The 20516-nt window shown below is 57.7% G+C and carries 7 protein-coding genes; 4 read left to right on the top strand and 3 right to left on the bottom strand.

Annotated features, from left to right (window positions below; translation table 11 throughout):
• Positions 1 to 9 precede the first annotated feature (9 nt).
• From JGC47_RS03460 to JGC47_RS03470, 3 genes are read right to left on the bottom strand one after another with little or no spacing between them, the layout of a single operon-like run.
• Positions 10 to 351: a hypothetical protein gene (locus JGC47_RS03460; protein ID WP_004155662.1), complete on the bottom strand. Its 342-nt coding sequence runs from the start codon at positions 349 to 351 to the stop codon at positions 10 to 12.
• A complete protein-coding gene (locus JGC47_RS03465; protein WP_206215644.1) occupies positions 348 to 8609 on the bottom strand; it encodes a two-partner secretion domain-containing protein in 8262 nt (2753 codons plus the stop codon). The genes JGC47_RS03460 and JGC47_RS03465 overlap by 4 nt, the downstream gene beginning before the upstream one ends.
• Before the next feature lie 17 nt (positions 8610 to 8626).
• Complete coding sequence (locus JGC47_RS03470) at positions 8627 to 10381, bottom strand: ShlB/FhaC/HecB family hemolysin secretion/activation protein (RefSeq protein WP_004155666.1); 1755 nt, start codon at positions 10379 to 10381, stop codon at positions 8627 to 8629.
• Positions 10382 to 10958: 577 nt separating this feature from the next.
• Here JGC47_RS03470 and JGC47_RS03475 point away from each other — a divergent pair.
• From JGC47_RS03475 to JGC47_RS03490, 4 genes are all read left to right on the top strand, one after another.
• Positions 10959 to 12674, top strand: a complete 1716-nt coding sequence (locus JGC47_RS03475; RefSeq protein ID WP_004155668.1) for a penicillin-binding transpeptidase domain-containing protein — start codon at positions 10959 to 10961, stop codon at positions 12672 to 12674.
• Positions 12675 to 12959: 285 nt separating this feature from the next.
• Positions 12960 to 14189: an MdtA/MuxA family multidrug efflux RND transporter periplasmic adaptor subunit gene (locus JGC47_RS03480; protein WP_013036203.1), complete on the top strand. Its 1230-nt coding sequence runs from the start codon at positions 12960 to 12962 to the stop codon at positions 14187 to 14189.
• Positions 14186 to 17410, top strand: coding sequence for an efflux RND transporter permease subunit (locus JGC47_RS03485; RefSeq protein WP_004155671.1), 3225 nt, complete (start codon positions 14186 to 14188; stop codon positions 17408 to 17410). The genes JGC47_RS03480 and JGC47_RS03485 overlap by 4 nt, the downstream gene beginning before the upstream one ends.
• A complete protein-coding gene (locus JGC47_RS03490) occupies positions 17407 to 20505 on the top strand; it encodes an efflux RND transporter permease subunit (protein ID WP_004155673.1) in 3099 nt (1032 codons plus the stop codon). The genes JGC47_RS03485 and JGC47_RS03490 overlap by 4 nt, the downstream gene beginning before the upstream one ends.
• Positions 20506 to 20516 lie beyond the last annotated feature (11 nt).

Consider the following 20516-nt stretch of genomic DNA (forward strand, 5'->3'; position numbering starts at 1 on the left):
ATAATTGATTTAAGGTCCATGCCATGACAATTTTACTTTCAACGTATCTGGCACAAGTTCAAAAAGCTCCCTGATATATTTCAGATGTTGATTGTAATTTGGTGATATATCATCATTACATTTATCATAATAATATTTCGCCTGATGGTTTAAAAACCATATATCATGCTCAGTAAAATCAGGGTTAAGTAATGTATGTGTCAGATTATGCACTAACTCTGCTTCAAAATAACACGACATATCCCTTCCTTTTTCTTTTTTATCAAGAAACTGGATGTTTCTTATATAAGGCAAGGAAAGAGCCAGCATTTTCACATATATCTCATTTTTTTTCATGTAAATAACCATCATTTCCTTGTCGGCATAGGCTTAGCACCAGCAGGAGCGTTTTTTGCCTGAGTCCAGGAACCATTTTGCAGTAGTTTTTCTATATAAGAAGCATCTCCTGTATTCTTGTATATTTCCTGAGCAGCAACCATACGATGATTTCCCTCTGATATATAGTAATTACCTTTACTGTCTATATAACCCGCAATACGGCCTTCAGGTGCCGTGAATCGGTAATTACTTGATAACATGTCATTTTTAATCTGATCCACTTGCTGAGGGTTTCTCAGACCAATCTGCATACTTTTTATGCTGGTTGATACACCACTTTGGGAAATATTAGATACTGTTGCCTTAGCAAGATTAATTATGCTCTTACTAAGTCCAGCCACAGAACCAATGGCAACTTGATTTTCAGGATCGGATATAAACACCGCAAACTTAGTCCAGCCTGGGCTGTTGACGTCTATCTTCGCCAGATCCTGTCCATTCCACTGCTGCACGTAGGCTTTGGCTTCATCGCTGGTCATCACATCTGCGCCGATATGGTTCAGCCAGCCCGGACGTTCTGTTGCATCAATACCGCCCTGCGCCAGCTCCTTATGCATTCCCTGTGCTGTTAGTGGATTGTCCTTTAGCTTTTCGTCGGTTTCCGCACTCTGCTTATCGCTGACCTGCTTCCATTTATCAACGACTGCCTGGCAGTCACCGCCAGATTTCCGGCATTGCGACAACTCTTTATCAAACGCCAGCGCCTGATCTGCGTGCAGCCAGTTATTCTCCACCGCATTCTTCCCGGCCTGGGCACCCGCCACTGTATCGGCGGCGCTCCCTCCCGTCAAGCCGCCCGCGAGGCCTGCCGCCAGCGTGCCCAGCGTGCTGACCGTCTGCTTTTGCTCTTCGGTGAGCTGGTTTCTGTCTGTCCCGGGGTACAGCTGCTGCGCAATAAATTCCCCGGCCGTTGCGCCTGCTGCTCCGGCCAAAGCGGAGTGACCGCTTGCCTGTGCCACTACCGCACCCACGACCGCATGCGCCATCAGGTTGGCTTCGACGTTGATGCCGCCGGGCACGGTCTTGTCTTCGGTCATCTTATGAATAACCTCCGCCAGATACGGTGCCGCTCCGCCGGCAATCGCCGCACCGATGTTGCCGCCCGCCAGGCCCTGTACCGCCGCCGTGGCGGCCTGGATGGCCTGCTGCACCTTGCCGCCGGTGCCGAACCCGCTTTCCGTTAAGGCCTGATGATAGAAATTCTGGTAAACCTGATTTTCTATATCCGCCTCACTGTACTGCTTCGACGGGTCCTGCTTTTTCAGCCCGGCCAGGGCTTTATCGCGGTCGTGCTGACTGGCCCCGGCAATTTTATCATTTGCCGCCCGCGTGGCTTTGATTTTGCCCTGCGTCGCCGCAATATCTGCCGCCTGCAAGGCTATTTCGCTTATCTTCTGCGCTTCCTGCAGCCGCTGCTGCTCCTTTTCTTTATTGAAAATAGGGGAGAGCGTCTGGTTGGCATGCTCCACGTCGCGGCTCAGGCCGGCAACATCCTGGCGCCGGGCGCTGGCGTCACGGATGATGATGCTGCCGTCAGATACCGCCGCTTTGGTGGTTGAGCTGTCGTGTCCGTTACCGTTGACGCCCACCATCAGGATGCCGGCCGCATTCCCGAGGAACTGCAGGCCTGTATTGCCGCCGGTGCCGAAGCTCTCGCTCAGGTGTTCGACCTGGTATCTGGCCTTGTTTTCAATATCGCCGAAGCCGAGCGAGCCGGTATCGAGGCGGTTTTTGTCCGGGGCGGCGGTGGAGCCGATAACCGCGCCGTTGAGCTGGGTATGTTCACCGGAGGTGATATCAAAGCCGCCCTTGCCGGCAAAGATGCCCGTCTGCTCCTGGACCGAGTCGTAGTTGCTGTGCATTTTATCCCGGCTCAGGCTGACAGAAGCGGTGGAAGGACTAAAGCCAACGCTGCCGCCCGCGCTGGCGTTCAGCTGTTTTGAGTCGTGGTTATCGCTGTCCTGCTCGCTGGTTAAGGTCAGGTAGCGTCCGGCATCCACGGTAACGCGGTTGCCGCTGGCCTGTGCGCCGGTCAGGGTGATGTCACGCCCGCTGGAGATGTTCAGACGGTCACCGGCGCTCACAGTGGTTTCAGTATGACTGACGCCGTTGCCGCTCTCCGAGCCAGTACCGATATTGGCGCTGGCGTTGAGCGTCAGGCCATTTTTATCCCCGCCGAAATTAATGCCAACGCCAACGGAAGCGCCGTGGCTTTCGTTTTTACCCTCAAGAACCGAGGTGTTCTGCGCCGACAGCAGGTTGACGTCACGGGCGGCAGTCAGGCCGAGATCCTTGCCGGCCTGCAGCTGGCTGCCCTGAACGGTGATATCCGCGTCGGTGGCGCGAATATTGAGGTTGTTTCCGGCGGTGAGCGTGCTGCCCTGGCTCTGGTTCGAGGTTTGCGTCTGCTGAGATTTTGACGACTGGCTGCCGTAAGACAGGTTAACGCCAAACAGGTTTTTCGCCTCTTCTCCCTGAGCCGACCCAAGCTGATAGCCCTGATACGCCTGCACGCCGCCCAGCGCCGTTTTGAGGCCGTCAAGCGCTGCCAGCCGCCCGCTGCTGGCGTTACTGGCCTCATTAGCGCTGGTCACCGCGCTGTTAACCGCACTGCCCACCGCACCTGACAGCGCCAGCGTCAGTCCGCTCTGTTTTTGCTCTATGGTATGGGTTTGCACGCTCTGGTTGTCGGCCGCCAGAATATTGACCTGTTTGCCGCTCAGGTCCAGATCCTTGCCGCCCAACACCTCCGAGCCTTTTACCGTCAGCGCACTGCCTGCAGCAAGCTGGACATTGCCCTGACTGCTGCCGACGGTGCTACCCGCGCTGCTTTGCGATTGCCCGTTATCGGTGGTTTTAAGCGCATTTTTACCGTAACTGAAACCGATGCCGCCGGTGCCGGTCAGGCCGGTTTTTTTCTCCTCGCGCCGGTGATTTTCCTCGCGCGACTGGTCGGCGGCGGTGATATTGAGGTCATTGCCCGCCAGCAGGCTAACGTCCTGAGTGGACGCCACGCTGCTGCCGCTCACCAGCAGATCGTGTCCTGCCTGCATCATCACGCTGTTGCCGCTGACGCTACTGCCCAGCGCGCTCTGGTTTTGAACTTCATCATGCGTTTCTACCGATTTGCCGGACAATAATCCTTTAACGGTTTGCTTACTGTGTTCGGTCAGATGATAAGCAGAATCACCGGCGGTCAGGTTGATATCATGACCGGCCTGCACCGCCACGTTGTCTTTTGCCGTCATGGCGGCGGCCTGAGCATTGACATCGTGGCCCGCGCCCAGAGCCACGCTACCGCCGCCGTTAAGCTGCGTGCCGATATCCTCGGTTTGCGTCAGATGACGGTAGTTATCGCTGCCCCAGTCACTTTTTTCGCTGTGGGTAGTGGCCAACGTATTCAGGTTGAGGTCATGGCCGGCAATGATTTCTGTCTGACTGTTCTTGCCGCTGTTGTCCACTTGCGATGCGGTCAGATTGATGTTGTTCACAGCCCGCAGGCCCAGCGTGCCATTGTCATTTTGCACATAGATGCCCGCCGCCCGGTTAAGATAGCGATTGCTGTCGTCGCCCGCCAGCGTGCTGCTGCTGTTGATGTCGCGACCTGCTATCGCCACCAGCGCATCACCGCCCTGCAGGGTGCCGCCGATGTTGTTGATATCGGTCATGGCTTTGAGATTGACGCGGTTAGCGCCAATATAGCCGCTGTTGTTGAGGGTGTCAGCACCGATCTGCGTCACTTCACGGCCGGCTATTTTTCCCCCGTTGGTCAGGTCGCGGCCGGTGTTGAGCACCACGTTGGTGCCGGACAGCAAGGCCCCGCTACCGTCGAGGTCGCCTTTTTTCACTCGCGCATAAACCTGTGGCACCAGCACGCTTTGCCGCGAACCGTCCGGCAGGGTAACGTCCTGTTTGACCAGCCACACCATATCGCTGGTCAGCAGCGCCATCTGCTCTGGCGTCAGGGCCACGCCCGGCGTCAGGTGGTAATCCTTAGCGAAAGTCACGCCCGCGTCCATCAGCGCTTTGTACTGCTCGCCGTCATTGCTGTAGCCCGCCAGGTAACGTTGCCCGGTCAGATTGACAATTTGATCGCGGATCAATCGCTGTTCGTAGTAACCATCGCCCAGACGCTTGTCCAGACGGCTCGGATCCTGGCCAAGCGCACTCTGCATGTAGTCACTGCTTAGCCACTGCTTTTGACTGGTGAAGCGGGGGTCGGTTTCGATCAGATAGTGGCTGGTCACCTCGCCATGCAGCTGGAACAGGCTGTTGTCGGGCAGGCGAGTATTTGGGGTGGTAACGCGGATAACGCTGTTCGCCGCCGCTCCCGGCAGGGCGATTTCCACGATATGCCCGACCGGTGCCACAACCCCGGCGGTGTTGCCAGCCTGTTGCTCCAGCGCCGAAGTATCGCGCCCGGCAACCGTGGTGCCGCTGCCGTTAACCTGGGTATTACCCTGATAAACCATCGTGGCCAGAGCAAAGGTCTGCTTTATCGCAGCTGGCTTGTAGCCGTTGGTGTCCTTGCCCTGGGACGTCTTCGTTTTTCCATGGTGGCGGCTTTTTTTAGCATACCAGCGGGTTTGCGAACCTTTATCAACCGTGACTTTGGTGCCTTCGCTGGCGACGTTATTCAGTACCGCGCCAGGATTCACCCCCAGCGTGCCGCCTGCCATAATGCGGCTGTCGTAGTTATTAATCCGCTCGCTGTTGACCGTCAAATTGCCTCCGGCAATGATCTGGCCCGGATCGCTCTCTTTGATCTGTGTTTCGGTAACGGTGCGCTGGTATTGGTACTCGTAAAACTCATTGTTGACGCTGCCATCAGGCATGATGGCATCGTGTACGTTGTACTTATTCGAGTGCGAGGTATCCACTTTAGCCCAGTCGTGGCGGGTTGTTGCGCCCTGTAATACCGCTTCATGATGCTGCGAGCGTTCGGTAACCACATTCTGGGTGACCAGGTGGTCGTTAAAATTATTGATCTGCCCGATGTTGAGCGTCATATTCCCAACAGATTCCAGCGTGGCGCTGTGGTTGTTGAATACTAACGCCTGGCCAGACGCTTGCCATTTGTCGTCGAGCTGACCGCCAATCGCCACGTCCCCGGCACTGTAGATCAGCGCGTGAGCGCTGTTATTGATGTTTTGCGCAGCGATATCCAGACGTTCCCGGGCGGCGATGGTCGCCGCCGTGCCTCCTTCGGCCAGATTATTCAGCGTGCCGATTTGCAGAGCGATATGGTCACCATAAATGCGCCCGCTGCCCGTGTTGGTTAGCGTACCCGACTGAATATGGGTCAGGCTGCCATCGATCAGGCCACGATTGGTCAGTTCGCCATCGTTCAATATATGGTTTTGTCCGGCGCTGATTTCACCCGCCGCGGTGTTGTTCAGGCTGGCTGAATGAAGGTTCAGCGTTCCGCCGGCTTTTAGCAACGCCCGGTTGTCAAGGTTACCGCCAACATTGAAGTTCAGATCGCCGTTTGCAATCACATCGCCCTGGTTAACGAACCCCTGTTGCAGATTGAGCGTCATCGCGCCCTGCGATAACACGCGCCCGTCGCCGCCCAGAGAAGCGGCGCGTAGCTGCAGATGCTTACCGGAGATCAGCGTGCCCCCGCTATTACTTAGCACCAGCGTATCACCGCCGCTGATCGAAAGACCATCAGCAGATGAGACTAAGCCATGCGTATTATTGAGCGACTGCACGGTGGTAATATCCAGCAGATCGTTAGCGCGCAGCACACCTTGCGTATTGTCGAGTGAATCACTGTTCAGCTGAACACGCTGGCCTTCCAGCCCGGTATTGTGCGTGTTGCTGTCACGGTTGACTATTTGCGCAGCGTTAACGGTAGTGGTGGCGCCGCTGCGGATCAGGCCGGCAGTGTTATTGACCAACCCCTTAAAGGCATTCAGTAGCGCATTGCCCGCGGTTTGTAACTGACCGCCACGGTTGTCCAGTTCGCTAACGTCCAGCCGGGCGTTTGCGGACGAGCTGATTATGCCGCCCCGGGCATTATCCAGCTTTTGTCCGTGGCTATTGAGTTGCAGATCGCCGCCGCTGCGCAACTGACCGGCCTGATTGACCAGTTCGCCGCTTAGTAGGGTAAGCGATTTGCCCGCGCTCATCGTCCCGTTGCGGTTATCAATCTGCTGGCCCTGGCTGTCAATCTCCACGGATCCGTCTGCCTGCATCACGCCCTGCTGATTATTCAGCGGATTGAGCAGGTTGACGTTTAATGAGCCGCTATCCTGCGCGCTGATGTGACCTTGCTGGTTGTTCAGGCTGGCGGCCCGCAGATCGATATCACCGCCTGCCGCCAGCGTACCGTTCTGGTTGTCCACGCCGTTGAACAGCGTAAGGGACAGGGGGCCGCTACCAATTTGCAGAATTTTGCCATCGCGATTGGACAGATTGTTCGCCGTTAACGTGATGTGCTGCGCCGAGGTCACGCCGCCGTCAAGCAGGGCATCGCCGGTGGTCATGTTCAGGTGACCGTTAGACAGGATTTGGCCTTTAGCGCCGTTCAGGCGGCCGCTGCTCAGGGACAGATTGCCGTCAGCCGTATGGACAATGTTGCCATCCTGATTATTGATGATCGCGGCTTGTATCGTCAGATCTTTGCCGTTACTGGCGAGGCTACCGCCATGGTTATTGAAGTTGCCCTGATGGCTAAGCTGCAGCGAATTGCTGCCCGACTGAGTGATCGCGCCCTGTTGGTTCGACAGATCGTGTGCGTTAATGCTCAGTTTGTCGGCCGACAGGCTGCCGCCGTCGTTATTCAGCATTTTTCCGCTGCTGGCGGTCAGCTGGCGCTGCGCGGTAATCTGCGCACCACCGCCGGTGAGCAGGTCGCTTTGCCCGGCATCCAGCGTGATGTTGTTCGCACTGCCGGAACCGTGGCGTACATCCACGCCTTGCCCACGGGCGGTGAAATCGCCGGCGGCCAGATTTTGCCCCTGAGCGCGCAGCTGGCCTGAGGTGGTCAGCGTTAAGTCGCCGCTGGCGGCCAGCTTACCGTCCTGATTGACCCCAGCGGCGAGTAAGCTTCCCGGTTCACTGTTAAGGCTGGCGCTTTGCGTTTGCAGATGATTGCGTGCCGCAACCGACCCGCTGTTATGCAAATCGCCCGCGCTGGTCAGGCTGGCATTGTCGCCAGCCTGTAAGGCACCGCTATTGTTGATGGCCGTATCAGAGGCGATGTTCATTCCGGCGCTGCTACTGAGGTTGCCGCTGTTTTCGATACGGCCATCTGCCGTGATGACCAGCGAACCGGCCTGTGCGCCTATATTACCGGCGTTAGCCACGCCGACGCCCTGTTCAGTGCCGATTAGTCGAATTTTGTTGGCATACATGCCGCCGAGGCGGGCGACATCGACCGCCAGCTGCGGCCGGGTGGACCCGTCGGCTGCGAGTTTATCGATCTGTTGATGAGCCGCATCGACCCGGTTACGACCGGCCGTCACATTTAACGCTTTCGCCACGATGCCTGCATTGATTTTCACCGAACGGGCAATGACATCCGTGTAATCCTGGCGGCTGCTGTCCATGCCGGCACCCTGTACCACAATTTCACCGCGCTCCACCGCATACCCGGTTAGCTGGCCTTGACTCATTTGCGCCTGGCCGGTCGTCAGCGTGGCGCGGTTAGCATTGATAAAACCACAGCCGTTACAGGAAATGCCCGATGGGTTAGCGATCACCACCTGTGCCTGACGGCCGGCCACTTCGATGTAGCCATTGAGCCGGCTTGGGTCGCGCGAGTTAACCTCATTGAGGATCACTTTTGCTTCTCCGCCCGCCAGCCACTGGTTTCCAGCCACCATGCCGCCCAACTGGGTGGCGACATTGTGGCGTGAGTTATTCAGGATGGCGCCTTTATTATCAACGTCGAACTGGCGGTAAGTGTTGCGCGAAACGCCGGCCTCACTTGGCGTTTGGATATTGACTTGCGGCGTGCCGTTGGCGCTCGATACGATATTCGGCTGCTGGTTATTCGGGGCCTGGCCATCGGCGACAATGCCGGCCAGAGCACAACCGGTCGAGGTGACAAAAGCGAAAGCGGCAAGCATGACGCAGCTTAACGGGCTAAGCCGGCAGCAGCGCGTGGGAATTTTGTCCCGGCGCATGCGCGACCAACCCGTATGGCTGCGGGCAATATCTGCCACGACCATCAGCAGGCCGCGCGCCCGGTTGAAAATAATGCGAAAGCGGAGTTTGTTCACGGTGGAGTTTCCTTACTCTAATATTGCCAGTTGAGATTAAAGCCCAGTGATACGGGATCGGTTCTGAAACCGTCCGGCTTTGAGAAAGGCACCGAAGCAAACAGGTCATAGCCCACCTGTAATGCTTTGCCACGTAGCCCCATGGCACCACCGGCTAAATGGTTGCCAGCCAGATATTGCGTACCGTTTCCGCCCACCTCACCGTAATCCACCCCGAGATAGAGTTCCTGAGTCGGCAGCGGCGTTGCCCATGCGATGTCGTTACGCACCAGCCATCCACGGTCGGCATTCAACGTCCTTTCACCATCAAAGCCGCGTACCGTCCAGCGGTTACCTATGGCGAACTGCTCTTGTGGGGTGAGTAAGGTATGACTGAGCTGGCGTTGATACTGCACGTTATAGTGAAATCGTTGCCGCAGCAGGGTAAACGGAATATCAACCTGGGCGGAAAGTTGCACGATTTTACTTAACGCTGTGGCATCACCCATATTTTCCTCGGGTGCCTGCATCGCGCCAAACCAGCGGGTGCCGCGCTGATAGCTGGCAGCCACATCCAGCGTGGCCTGCGATATATAGTGGCGATGCTGCAAACCCATTCGCCACGCCGAAGTGCGGCGGCGCTGAATGCCAATCTCGGTATCATCTATGTAGTTTCTGGATCCGCGCGCCAGCAGGTCATAAGTCAGCGTGGTTTTCTGATTGCCGTTACGGTGCAATATGCGACTGACCTGAAAATCCATATTCTGGCTTTTGCCGCTGTAGTGATAGTCGCTGTTGAGTCCGGCCACCGTTTGCCGGTAGTCATAGCTGTTGGCTGTCAGGCTAAGCAGCCAGTAGCCAAACGGCACCGAGTAGTGGCCGGTCAGGTTGTTGGAACCTTTGCCGTTTTTGCTTTGCAGGCTGCTGCTGCCAGAAAGATAAAACATATCGCTAAGCGATAACGGATTGTCCAGCGATAGCGTCAGGCCGCCCTGATAGCGGCCGGTGCTGCGCGTGCCGGAGTCATCGAGTGAGGCAGCAACGCGCCACATGCGCTGCTGACGCCAGCGCAGCGCAATGTCGCTTTCGCCTGGCCCGGCAGCGGGCAGGATCTCCATATCGGCCTGCACGGTCGGCAGGCGCTGCAGGTTCTCCAGCCCCTGCTCAATATCACGCAGATCCAGCAGCTGGCCCTGATGGGCCGGAAATGCGCTATAAAGGCTGATGTAACGTCCACTGTCCGGCGTCAGCGTCACGTGTCGGGTTTTACCCGCGACCACCACCAGCCTGAGTTCACCGCTTTTGAGATCCTGTGCGGGGGCCAGTACCCGGCTGGTAATATAGCCGTGGTCAACCAGGCGATTTTGCAGGGTGCTCATCAGCAGGTTGATCCCCTGTCCGCCAAGGCATTTCCCCACCGCCTGATGGCTGATGCGCTGCAAAGGTAGCCAGTGGGGCAGGGCGTCTGTACCGCTCAACGTCACGCGTGTAAGCGTGAAACACGGGGTTTCTTGCGCAAAACGAAGGTGACCCACGTTGCCCGACGGCGCTGACAGCCGAATATCAGGTGCTTGTGGCTTCAGGCGATTCTGTAAAGCCCGTTGTTGATCTTGCTGATGAATTAATTGTTGATCGCCTTGCCCGATTAATGCGTCAGGTAAAGGCTTAGCGGGCAACGTTGCGGCGACAGGCGCGGTTTCAGCCCGTGCTTCAGCAACGGAAAGCCAAAGGGATATCAGCAGTGTTTGCCGCACGATATTTATTATCCGGCGGCGTAGTTGAATATCCATCATTTATTATTATCCTGTTTGGCGTGTCGGAAATGGCTTCCATTTCTTCATTGCAGAAAACAAATTTTACAAAATTAATATATGAATTTACATTAGAAAATCTATTTAAGTAAAAAAATAATGCGAATTCTTAATTTCGGTACGAATTTTATACAGCGCGGCAGGCTTAATAAAAAGAGTTGGCGAATCAAAGGGAAGGTGACTGACGGCTTAACGGAAAAAATATCACGGAAAAGCGACAGTTCTCATAGCTGGTTACATTTTGCGGATATCTGTTGCGATTCCGCGGTAGCGGTTTAATGCGGTGCATTGCTACAGTTCAGATCCCAGAGGTATTGATGGGTGAACATCAAAAGTATTGACGCTTTATTTCACCAACCTGCGCAGAAGCGCAGGTTTTTTTTGCTCTTAATTTGTGTTTAATTATCATAATTAACTCTCTAACCCCGGTTAGTTAAATTCTTCCGCTCTAAAACGTCCGCTGGCCTCACACGATCTGAAACACAGTTTGTCTTTTAACCCTTTGTCATTTTTTGTATAACTCTCTTCAAGTTATTCTGCACCCTGCCACGGAACACACATGCCGCCGTTAAGAAAATCGCTGGCCAAATCCCAGTCTGCTCCTACTTTCAACCTCTTGCGATTCCGGCTTGTTTGCCTTGGCGTGTTGACCTGTCTGGTTTTTTTACTGCTAAGAGTGGCGGATTTACAGCTGATTAATCATCCGATGCTGGAAAAAGAGGCTGACCAGCGCTCGCTGCGCACCGTCACTCTCCCCCCCAATCGTGGTACTTTGCTGGATCGCAACGGTGAGGCGTTAGCACTTAGCGTACCGTCGCGTGATATTATCGCCGATCCGCAGCGCGTGCTGGAGGCGCACCCGGATTTTACCAGCGCGAAATGGCAGTACCTTGCCAACGCGCTGGAACAGCGCCCGGAACAGATTGCCGCACAGATTGGCGCAAACCCCGAGCGGCGCTTCCTCTATCTTGGCCATAAAATCGAACTGGGCATCGCCAAAGATATCGCCAAACTGCACCTGGCCGGTATCAGCACCTTATATAACGACAGTCGTTTCTACCCGATGAGCGAAGCCACCGCACCGCTGATCGGCATTGTTGGCGCGGAGAACAGCGGTCTTAGCGGCCTGGAGAAGGGCTTTGATAAGCTGTTACGCGGTACGCCGGGCGTGAAGAAGTACCGTCAGGATGCCAATGGCAATATTGTGGCGATGATCAATTATGAGCCACCGCAGCAACCGCCAACGGTTCAGCTCAGTATTGATAAATTTGACCAGTACACCCTGTACAGCAAACTGCGCGACGGGGTTATGCTGAACAAAGCGGATTCCGGTGCGGCGGTGCTGATCAAGATCGATACCGGGGAGATCCTCGGCATGGCCTCTTACCCGTCATTTAACCCGAACCATTTCGTTGATGTTTCACCGGCGCAGATGCGTAATGCGGCGATCAACGACAGCTATGAACCGGGTTCAACGGTAAAGCCGCTGGTGGTGATGGAAGGCCTGGCGCGCAAGCTGGTGCGCCCGGATTCCGTACTGGATACCACACCGTACCGGGTTAACGGCCATCTGATCCGTGATGTGGGGCACTGGTCGCGTTTGACCATGACCGGCATCCTGCAGAAATCCAGTGATATCGGCGTATCGCATATTGCGCTGGCGATGCCGGCCGAAGTGCTGGTAAACACCTACCACTCTTTCGGACTGGGCAAGCCGACCGGGCTGGGCCTGACCGGAGAGAGTGTGGGCTACTTCCCGCTGCACCGCCAGCGCTGGGCCGATATTGAACGCGCCACCTTCTCTTTTGGCTATGGACTGCGCGTGACCCCGCTCCAGATAGCACGCGAATATGCCACCCTCGGCGCGTTTGGCGTTTACCGCCCGCTGTCGATCACCAAAGTCACGCCGCCGGTGCTGGGTAAACGCGTGGCCGATGAGCAGACGGTGCGGGCGGTGGTACATATGATGGAAAGTGATGCGCTGCCGGGCGGCAGCGGCGTGCGTGCTGCGGTACCGGGCTATCGCCTGGCGATTAAAACCGGTACTGCCGAAAAAATGGGCGACAGCGGCAAATATGACGGTGGCTATATTAACTACACCGCCGGGGTAGCGCCGGCCAGTAATCCCCAGGTGGCGCTGGTGATTATGATCAACCACCCGACGGCGGGCGATCACTTCGGCGGCTCGGTAGCGGCGCCGGTGTTTGGCAATATTATTGGCCCGGTGCTGAAACATATGAATATTCCCCCGGACGCGCTCTACGGTCACGGTTAAGAAACCGCGTCGTCTTTTGCGCCGTCAGCTGCAGATCACCACGCGTATGCGTGGTTTTTTTGGCGCTATTTCATGGCGATAACATATATTAAATCTCGCATTTCTTACGGAATTCTTACGCTGCCAGCATGGAACGCCAGCAGATAAGCTAAGATAATATGCTTAACTACCCACCACCTTTGGACGGGTAAGGGGCTAAAGCCATGCCCTTTACGCCGGGTTTTTGCGCGCCGGGGATTATCCTGTCGGGTGTTGTTTATCACTGCATTTTATGAACCGGGCCTTATGAGCGAAATCTCCCGCAAGAAGCCGTACTCACGGCGTAAGATCATTCTCTGCGTTATCGTGCTGGTGCTGGCTGCCGGCCTGTTCTGGCGCTTATGGCCGTATGGCCCTGGCGCAGCCGGGGGACCTGGCGATATGGGCGGCCCGCGCGGGCAGGGCGGACCAGGGCAGATGGCGGGGATGGCCACTCCGGTCCACGCCGGGGAAGTGCGGCTGGCCGATGTGCCTGTTTATCTGACCGCGCTGGGAACGGTTATTCCCAACGCCACCGTCACCGTCACCAGTCAGGTGAGCGGCACGCTGACCCATGTTTATTTTAAGGAAGGGGAAAAGGTGGCCGCCGGGCAGCTGCTGGCGCAGATCGATCCGCGCAGCTATCAGGCCACGCTGGCGCAGTATCAGGGCAATCTGAGCCAGAACCAGGCGCTGCTGAAAAGCGCTCAGCTGACGCTGGCGCGTTATCAGAAACTTTATGCCCGGGATTTGCTGGCGCGTCAGGATCTTGAAACTCAGACTGCCACCGTGGGGCAGTACCTCGGCGCGGTGACAGCGGATCAGGCGCAGATCGCTGCCGCTAAGCTGAATATTGAATTCGCCCGCATTACCGCGCCGATCTCCGGGCGGGTCGGACTGCGGCTGGTGGATGCCGGTAACAGGATCCAAAGCTCGGATACCACCGGCATTGTGGTGATAACCCAAACGCAACCGGCGGCGGTGACTTTTAGCGTGCCGCAGAGCAATATACCCACGCTGCTTAAGGCGCTGCATAACGGCCAGCCGCTGCCCGCCACCGCTTTCGATCAGGCAGGCAGCACCCAGCTGGCTCAGGGTGAAGTGCAGTTTATCAGCAATCAGATTGATACCAGCACCGGCAGCGTTGCGCTGAAAGCGCTGTTCGTCAATCAGGACGAAACCCTGTATGCCAACCAGTTTGTCAATCTGCGGCTGCAAACCGGCACGCTGAAACAGGCCACGGTGATCCCGGCCCGGGCGCTACAGTTGAGCAGCGACGGCAGTTTCGTTTATGTGATCAATAAAGACCGCACGGTGACGCGCAAAGCCGTCACCACCGGCCCGGCATTCGGCAGCAGTCAGCAGGCTATTCTGTCCGGCGTCAGCCCGGGCGAGCAGGTGGTGACCGAAGGTATCGACCGCCTGAGCGATGGCAGCAAGGTGTCGCTGGTCAGTGCAGAAGAAACCCGCGCGGCCGCGGGCAAGAAAGCGCAATGAATCCGTCACGCATCTTCATCCTGCGCCCGGTCGCCACTATCCTGCTGATGGTGGCGGTGCTGGCCTCCGGGATTTTCGCCTACGGCATGCTCTCCACCTCGGCGCTGCCGCAGGTCGATTACCCGACGATACAGGTCACCACGCTCTATCCCGGTGCCAGCCCGGATGTGATGGCCTCCTCGGTGACCGCACCGCTTGAGCGCCAGCTGGGGCAGATGCCTGGCCTCAGTCAGATGACTTCCAGCAGTTCCAGCGGCTCTTCGGTGATTACTCTGCAATTTTCGCTGGAGCTGTCGCTGGATGTGGCCGAACAGGAAGTGCAGGCGGCGATAAACGCCGCCAACAGCCTGCTGCCGACCGATCTGCCCAATCCGCCGACCTACAAGAAAGTGAACCCGGCGGACAGTGCGGTGATCGCCCTTGCGGCCAGTTCGGATACGCTGCCGCTAACTAAAGTGCAGGATCTGGTCAATACCCGTGTTGCGCTCAAGCTGTCACAGATTTCAGGCGTGGGGATGGTGACGCTGGCGGGCGGGCAACAGCCGGCGATCCGCGTGCGCATTAACCCCAATGCGCTGGCCGCGCACGGACTGACGCTGGAAGACGTCAATACCCTGGTCAGTAACAGCAATGTCAATGGCTCGAAGGGCGGGTTTGACGGGCAGTATCACTCGGTGACCATTGATGCTAACGACCAGCTGCGCAGCGCCGCACAGTACGGCAACCTGATCCTGACGTATCAGAACGGGGCCGCGCTGCGCCTGCATGATGTGGCACAAATCGACGAGGCGGCGGAAAACAGTTACCAGTCGGCGTGGGCCAATACCAGCCCGGCGATTGTCATCAGCGTGCAGCGCCAGCCGGGAGCGAATGTGATCGCGGTGGTGGATGCGATTAAGGCCCGGCTGCCCACCTTACAGGCGGCTTTACCGGACGGGGTGAAACTCACCGTGGTCTCTGACCGCACGCAGACCATTCGTGCCTCCATCAGCGACGTGCAGTTTGAGCTGATGCTGGCGATCGCGCTGGTGGTGATGGTCACCTTTCTGTTTCTGCGTAACGTGGCGGCCACGCTGATCCCAAGCGTGGCCGTGCCGCTGTCGCTGGTCGGCACCTTTGGCGTGATGTATCTGGCCGGCTTCAGCCTGAATAACCTGACGCTGATGGCGCTGACCATCGCCACCGGCTTTGTTATCGATGATGCGATCGTGGTGGTGGAGAACATCTCGCGCCGCCTGGAACAGGGCGAAACGCCGATGGAAGCGGCGCTGAAGGGATCGGCACAGATTGGCTTTACCATTATCTCCCTGACGTTTTCCCTGATTGCAGTGCTGATCCCGCTGCTGTTTATGGGCGATGTGGTCGGGCGGCTGTTCCGTGAATTTGCCATTACCCTGGCGGTGTCGATTCTGGTATCGATGCTGATATCGCTCACCCTGACGCCGATGCTGTGCGCGTATTTATTGCACTCTGTTCCGCCGGAACGCCAGTCGCGCTTCTACCGTCGCGGCGGCGAGATCTTCGACCGGCTGATTGCCGCTTATGACCGTCTGCTGACCATTGTTCTGAATCATCAGCGCATCACGCTACTGGTGGCGCTGGCCACGCTGGCGCTGACCGCGCTGCTTTACCTGATGGTGCCGAAAGGCTTCTTCCCGGCCCAGGATACCGGTTTGATTCAGGGGGTGACCGTTGCCTCACAGGATGTTTCCTTCAGCGAGATGTCGCGGCGGCAACAGCAGCTGGCGGCGATCGTGCTGCAAAATCCGGCGGTGGAAAATCTCTCTTCCACCGTGGGGATTGATGGCAGCAATACCAGCCTGAACAGCGGCCGCCTGCAGATTAGCCTGAAGCCCTTTGCCCAGCGCGACGAACGGGCCGATACGGTGATTAGCGAATTGCAGCAGGCCACCGCTGCGGTGCCTGGCATTCAGCTCTATTTGCAGTCGGCGCAGGATCTGACGGTCAATGACCAGGTTAGCCCGGCTCGTTACCAGTTCACGCTGGACGACGTTGACAGTGAAAACCTGGTGGCGTGGTCGCCGCAGCTGGTGGCGGCGTTACGGGTTCGCCCGGAATTCAGCTCGGTGGTGAGCAACCTGCAGGATCAGGGGCAGGTGGCGTACGTTGAGTTAAACCGCGATGCGGCGGCGCGCTACGGCATCACCGCCTCTGACGTTGATACCGCGCTGTATAACGCCTTTGGTCAGCGGCTGATCTCGACCATTTTCACCCAGGCGAACCAGTATCGCGTGGTGCTGGAAGTCGCGCCGAAGTTCCGGCAGTCACCGGCCTCCTTTGGGGATATCTGGCTGGCCACTGCGTCCGGCAGTTCCGATAGTCATAGCAGCTCCAGCTCCGCCACCAGCAGCACCGGCAGTTCAACCAGCAGCAGCACCGGCAGTTCAACCAGCAGCAGCGCCGGCAGTACCACCAGCAGCGGCACCAGCAGCAGCATGGTGAAACTGACTTCCGTTGCCACCATCCATCTGCGTACCGGTTCGCTGGTGCATATGCGCCTGAACCAGTTACCGGCGGTCACCGTCTCCTTCAACCTGAATGATGGCTATTCGCTGGAGCAGGCACAGCAGGCGATCGGCGAAGTCAGCAGCGCGCTGGCCCGGCCGTCGGGTATTACGCTGCGCTGGCAGGGGGAGACGGCAGCTTTCCAGAATGCGACCGGCAACACCCTGTGGCTGATCCTGGCGGCGCTCCTCACCATGTATGTGGTGCTGGGCATTCTCTATGAAAGCTTTATTCACCCGGTGACCATCCTTTCCACGCTGCCGTCGGCGGCGGTCGGCGCGCTGTTAACCCTGCTGCTGTGCAACACCGAATTCAGCCTGATTGCGCTGATTGGCGTGATCCTGCTGATCGGCATTGTGAAAAAGAATGCGATTATGATGATCGACTTCGCCCTGGAGGCGGAAAATAAGCAGCATCTCAGCCCGCGTGATGCCATCCACCAGGCCTGTCTGCTGCGTTTTCGTCCGATCCTGATGACCACCATGGCGGCGCTGCTCGGCGCGCTGCCGCTGATGCTGGCCTCCGGCTCCGGTGCTGAACTGCGCCAGCCGCTGGGGCTGGTTATCGTCGGCGGGCTGATCTTCAGCCAGGTGCTGACGCTGTTCTCTACGCCGGTCATCTATCTGTGGTTCGATCGCCTGGCACAGCGTTTTCATCGCCAGCGCCGCAAGCCCGTAGCGCGGGAAGCCGAATGAATATCACCCGGCTATTTATCTTCCGCCCGGTGGCCACGCTGCTGCTGATGCTGGCCCTGCTGCTGCTGGGGGCGCTGGGTTACCGGCTGCTGCCGGTGGCCCCGTTGCCACAGGTGGACTTTCCCACTATCCTGGTCACCGCCAGCCTGCCCGGAGCCAGCCCGGAAACCATGGCGGCAACGGTGGCTACCCCACTGGAGCGTGCGCTGGGGCAGATTGCCGGTATCAGCGAAATGACCTCGCAGAGTTCGCAAAGCTCCAGCACCCTCATTCTGCAATTCTCGCTGGACCGTGATATCAACGGCGCGGCGCGTGACGTGCAGGCGGGGATCAACGCCGCCCGCAGCCTGCTACCGGGCAGCATGCCGTCGCTGCCGACTTACCGTAAGGCTAACCCTTCGGATGCGCCGATCGTGATGCTGGCGCTCTCCAGCACCACCCGCACCAGTGCAGAACTGTACGATCTGGCGGAGAGCAAAATCCAGCAGCGCATCTCTCAGGTGAACGGCGTGGGTCAGGTATCGCTGCGCGGCAGCGCGCTGCCGGGGGTACGCATCGATCCGCAACCGCAGCAGCTGTCCCAGTACGGCATATCGCTGGATACGCTGCGCGAGGCGATTGCCAACAGCACCACGAATAAGCCAAAAGGGATGCTGTCAGGCGATCGCCAGTCGTGGATGGTGGACAGCAATGGTCAACGGGATCGGGCAGAACAGTTTCGCGACCTGGTGGTCAGCTACCGGGATGGTCGGGCGATCCGGCTTCGCGATGTGGCTACGGTCTCTGATGCCGTCGAAGATAAGTATAACGTCGGCTACTACAATGGCGTGCCGTCGGTGATGATCGGCGTGACCCGCTCTGCCGGGGCGAATATGCTGGAAACCATTGACCGCATAAAGGCGCTAATGCCGCTTTTCGAAAAACAGCTGCCCGCCGACATGAAGCTGGCTATTGTGGTTGACCGCGCGCCGAACGTGCGGGCTTCGCTGTACGATACCGAAGAGACGTTACTGGTAGCCACGCTGCTGGTGATTGGCGTGGTATTTCTCTTTCTGCGTGATATCAGGGCGGTGGTGATCCCGGCTCTGGCGCTGCCGCTGTCGTTAACCGGCACCTGTGCGGTGATGTATCTGCTGGACTACAGCCTTGATAATCTGTCGCTGATGGCGCTGATTATCGCCACCGGATTTGTGGTGGATGATGCCATCGTGGTGCTGGAAAATATCACCCGCCATATTGAAGCGGGCTTAAGCCCGGTGCGCGCGGCGATCAAAGGAGCAAAGGAAGTCAGCTTTACCGTGTTGTCCATGACCCTGTCGCTGGTAGCGGTGTTTATCCCGATCCTGTTGATGGGCAGCATTGTTGGCCGCCTGTTCCGCGAGTTTGCCGTAACGCTGACCGTATCGCTGATTATTTCGCTGCTGGTTTCACTTAGCCTGACGCCAATGCTCTGCTCGCGTCTGTTAAAACGCCGATCGCCGCCTGAGCGCCGCCCGCATCCGTTCAGCCGCTGGATTGAACAGGGCCTGAACCGCCTGCTGGCGCGCTATGCGACGGCGCTGAACTGGGTGATGCGCCATCAGCGACTGACGCTGTTCAGCCTGATGCTGACCGTGCTGCTGAATATCTTCCTCTATTCGGTGGTGCAGAAGGGGTTCTTCCCTAATCAGGACACCGGGCTGCTGATGGGGATGATGCGCGCCGATCAGAATATCTCATTCCAGGCGATGGAACCGAAAATGCAGCAGTTTGCCAGCCTGATCGCTGCCGATCCGGCGGTGGACGGCGTTTTGTCCTCCATGGGCAGCGGCGCGTTTGGATCGCGCAACACCGCGATGTTCTTTGTCCACCTGAAAGACTTTAAGCAGCGCACGGCCAACGCCAGCGAGGTGGCGAACCGCCTGAGCGGCAAAACTCAGCATATTCCCGGCGTGCAGCTGTTCCTGAGGGCGGCACAGGATATTCATATCGGTGGCCGCAGCGCCAACGCCACTTACCAGTACAGCCTGCAGGCCGACGATCTGGAAACGCTGCGCATCTGGACGCCGAAGGTCAAAGCGGCGCTGGAGCAGATCCCGCTGCTGACCAGCGTCGATTCTGACGCGGAAACCGGCGGCCAGGAGGTGATGATCGCTATCGATCGCGACCGGGCTACCCGGCTGGGCGTCAATGTGCAGATGCTGGACGAGATGCTGAATAACGCCTTCAGCCAGCGGCAGATTGCCACAATGTATCAAACGCTGAATCAGTACCATGTAGTGATGACAGTCAACGATCGCTGGACGCGCGATCCCGCCGTATTGTCACAGATGTTTGTTATCAACGATCGCGGCGAGCGCATTCCGATCTCTGCCTTTGCCAGCTTCAGCGGCGCGAATGCCCCGCTGGCGGTCAACCATCAGGGCCAGTCAGCCACCAGTACGGTGGCCTTTAACCTGCAGGATGGCGTTTCGCTGCAGCAGGCGCAGGCGGCGGTGAAAACCGCGATGGCGAAAATAGGTTTGCCGGATAGCGTGCAGGCCGGATTTCAGGGCACGGCGAAGGCGTTCACTGAACTGAGCGCCTCCATGCCCTGGCTGATCCTTGCGGCGCTGGTGGCGGTTTATATCGTGCTGGGAATGCTGTACGAAAGCTATATACATCCGCTGACCATCCTGTCCACGCTGCCTTCCGCCGGTGTCGGGGCGCTGCTGCTGCTGCTGCTGACTGACACCCAGCTGACGGTGATTGCGCTGATCGGCATTTTGCTGCTGATCGGCATCGTGAAAAAGAACGCCATTATGATGATCGACTTTGCGCTGGCCGCCGAACGTACCCAGGGCATGACGCCGCAGCAGGCGATTACCCAGGCCTGCCTGCAGCGTTTCCGTCCGATCATGATGACCACCCTGGCGGCCTTCTTCGGCGCATTGCCGCTGGCGCTGGGCAGCGGTGGCGATGCCGATCTGCGCAGCCCGCTGGGGCTGGCGATTGCCGGTGGCCTGATGCTCAGCCAGCTGCTAACCCTGTTCACTACGCCGGTTGTGTACCTTTATCTTGACCGCGTCAGCCGTGCCGCTAAACGTCAGTGGCGGCGTTTGCGCCAGGCTGAATAACAGGATGAAAA

It is taken from the genome of Erwinia amylovora, from assembly GCF_017161565.1.
GTDB classification, from domain to species: domain Bacteria; phylum Pseudomonadota; class Gammaproteobacteria; order Enterobacterales; family Enterobacteriaceae; genus Erwinia; species Erwinia amylovora.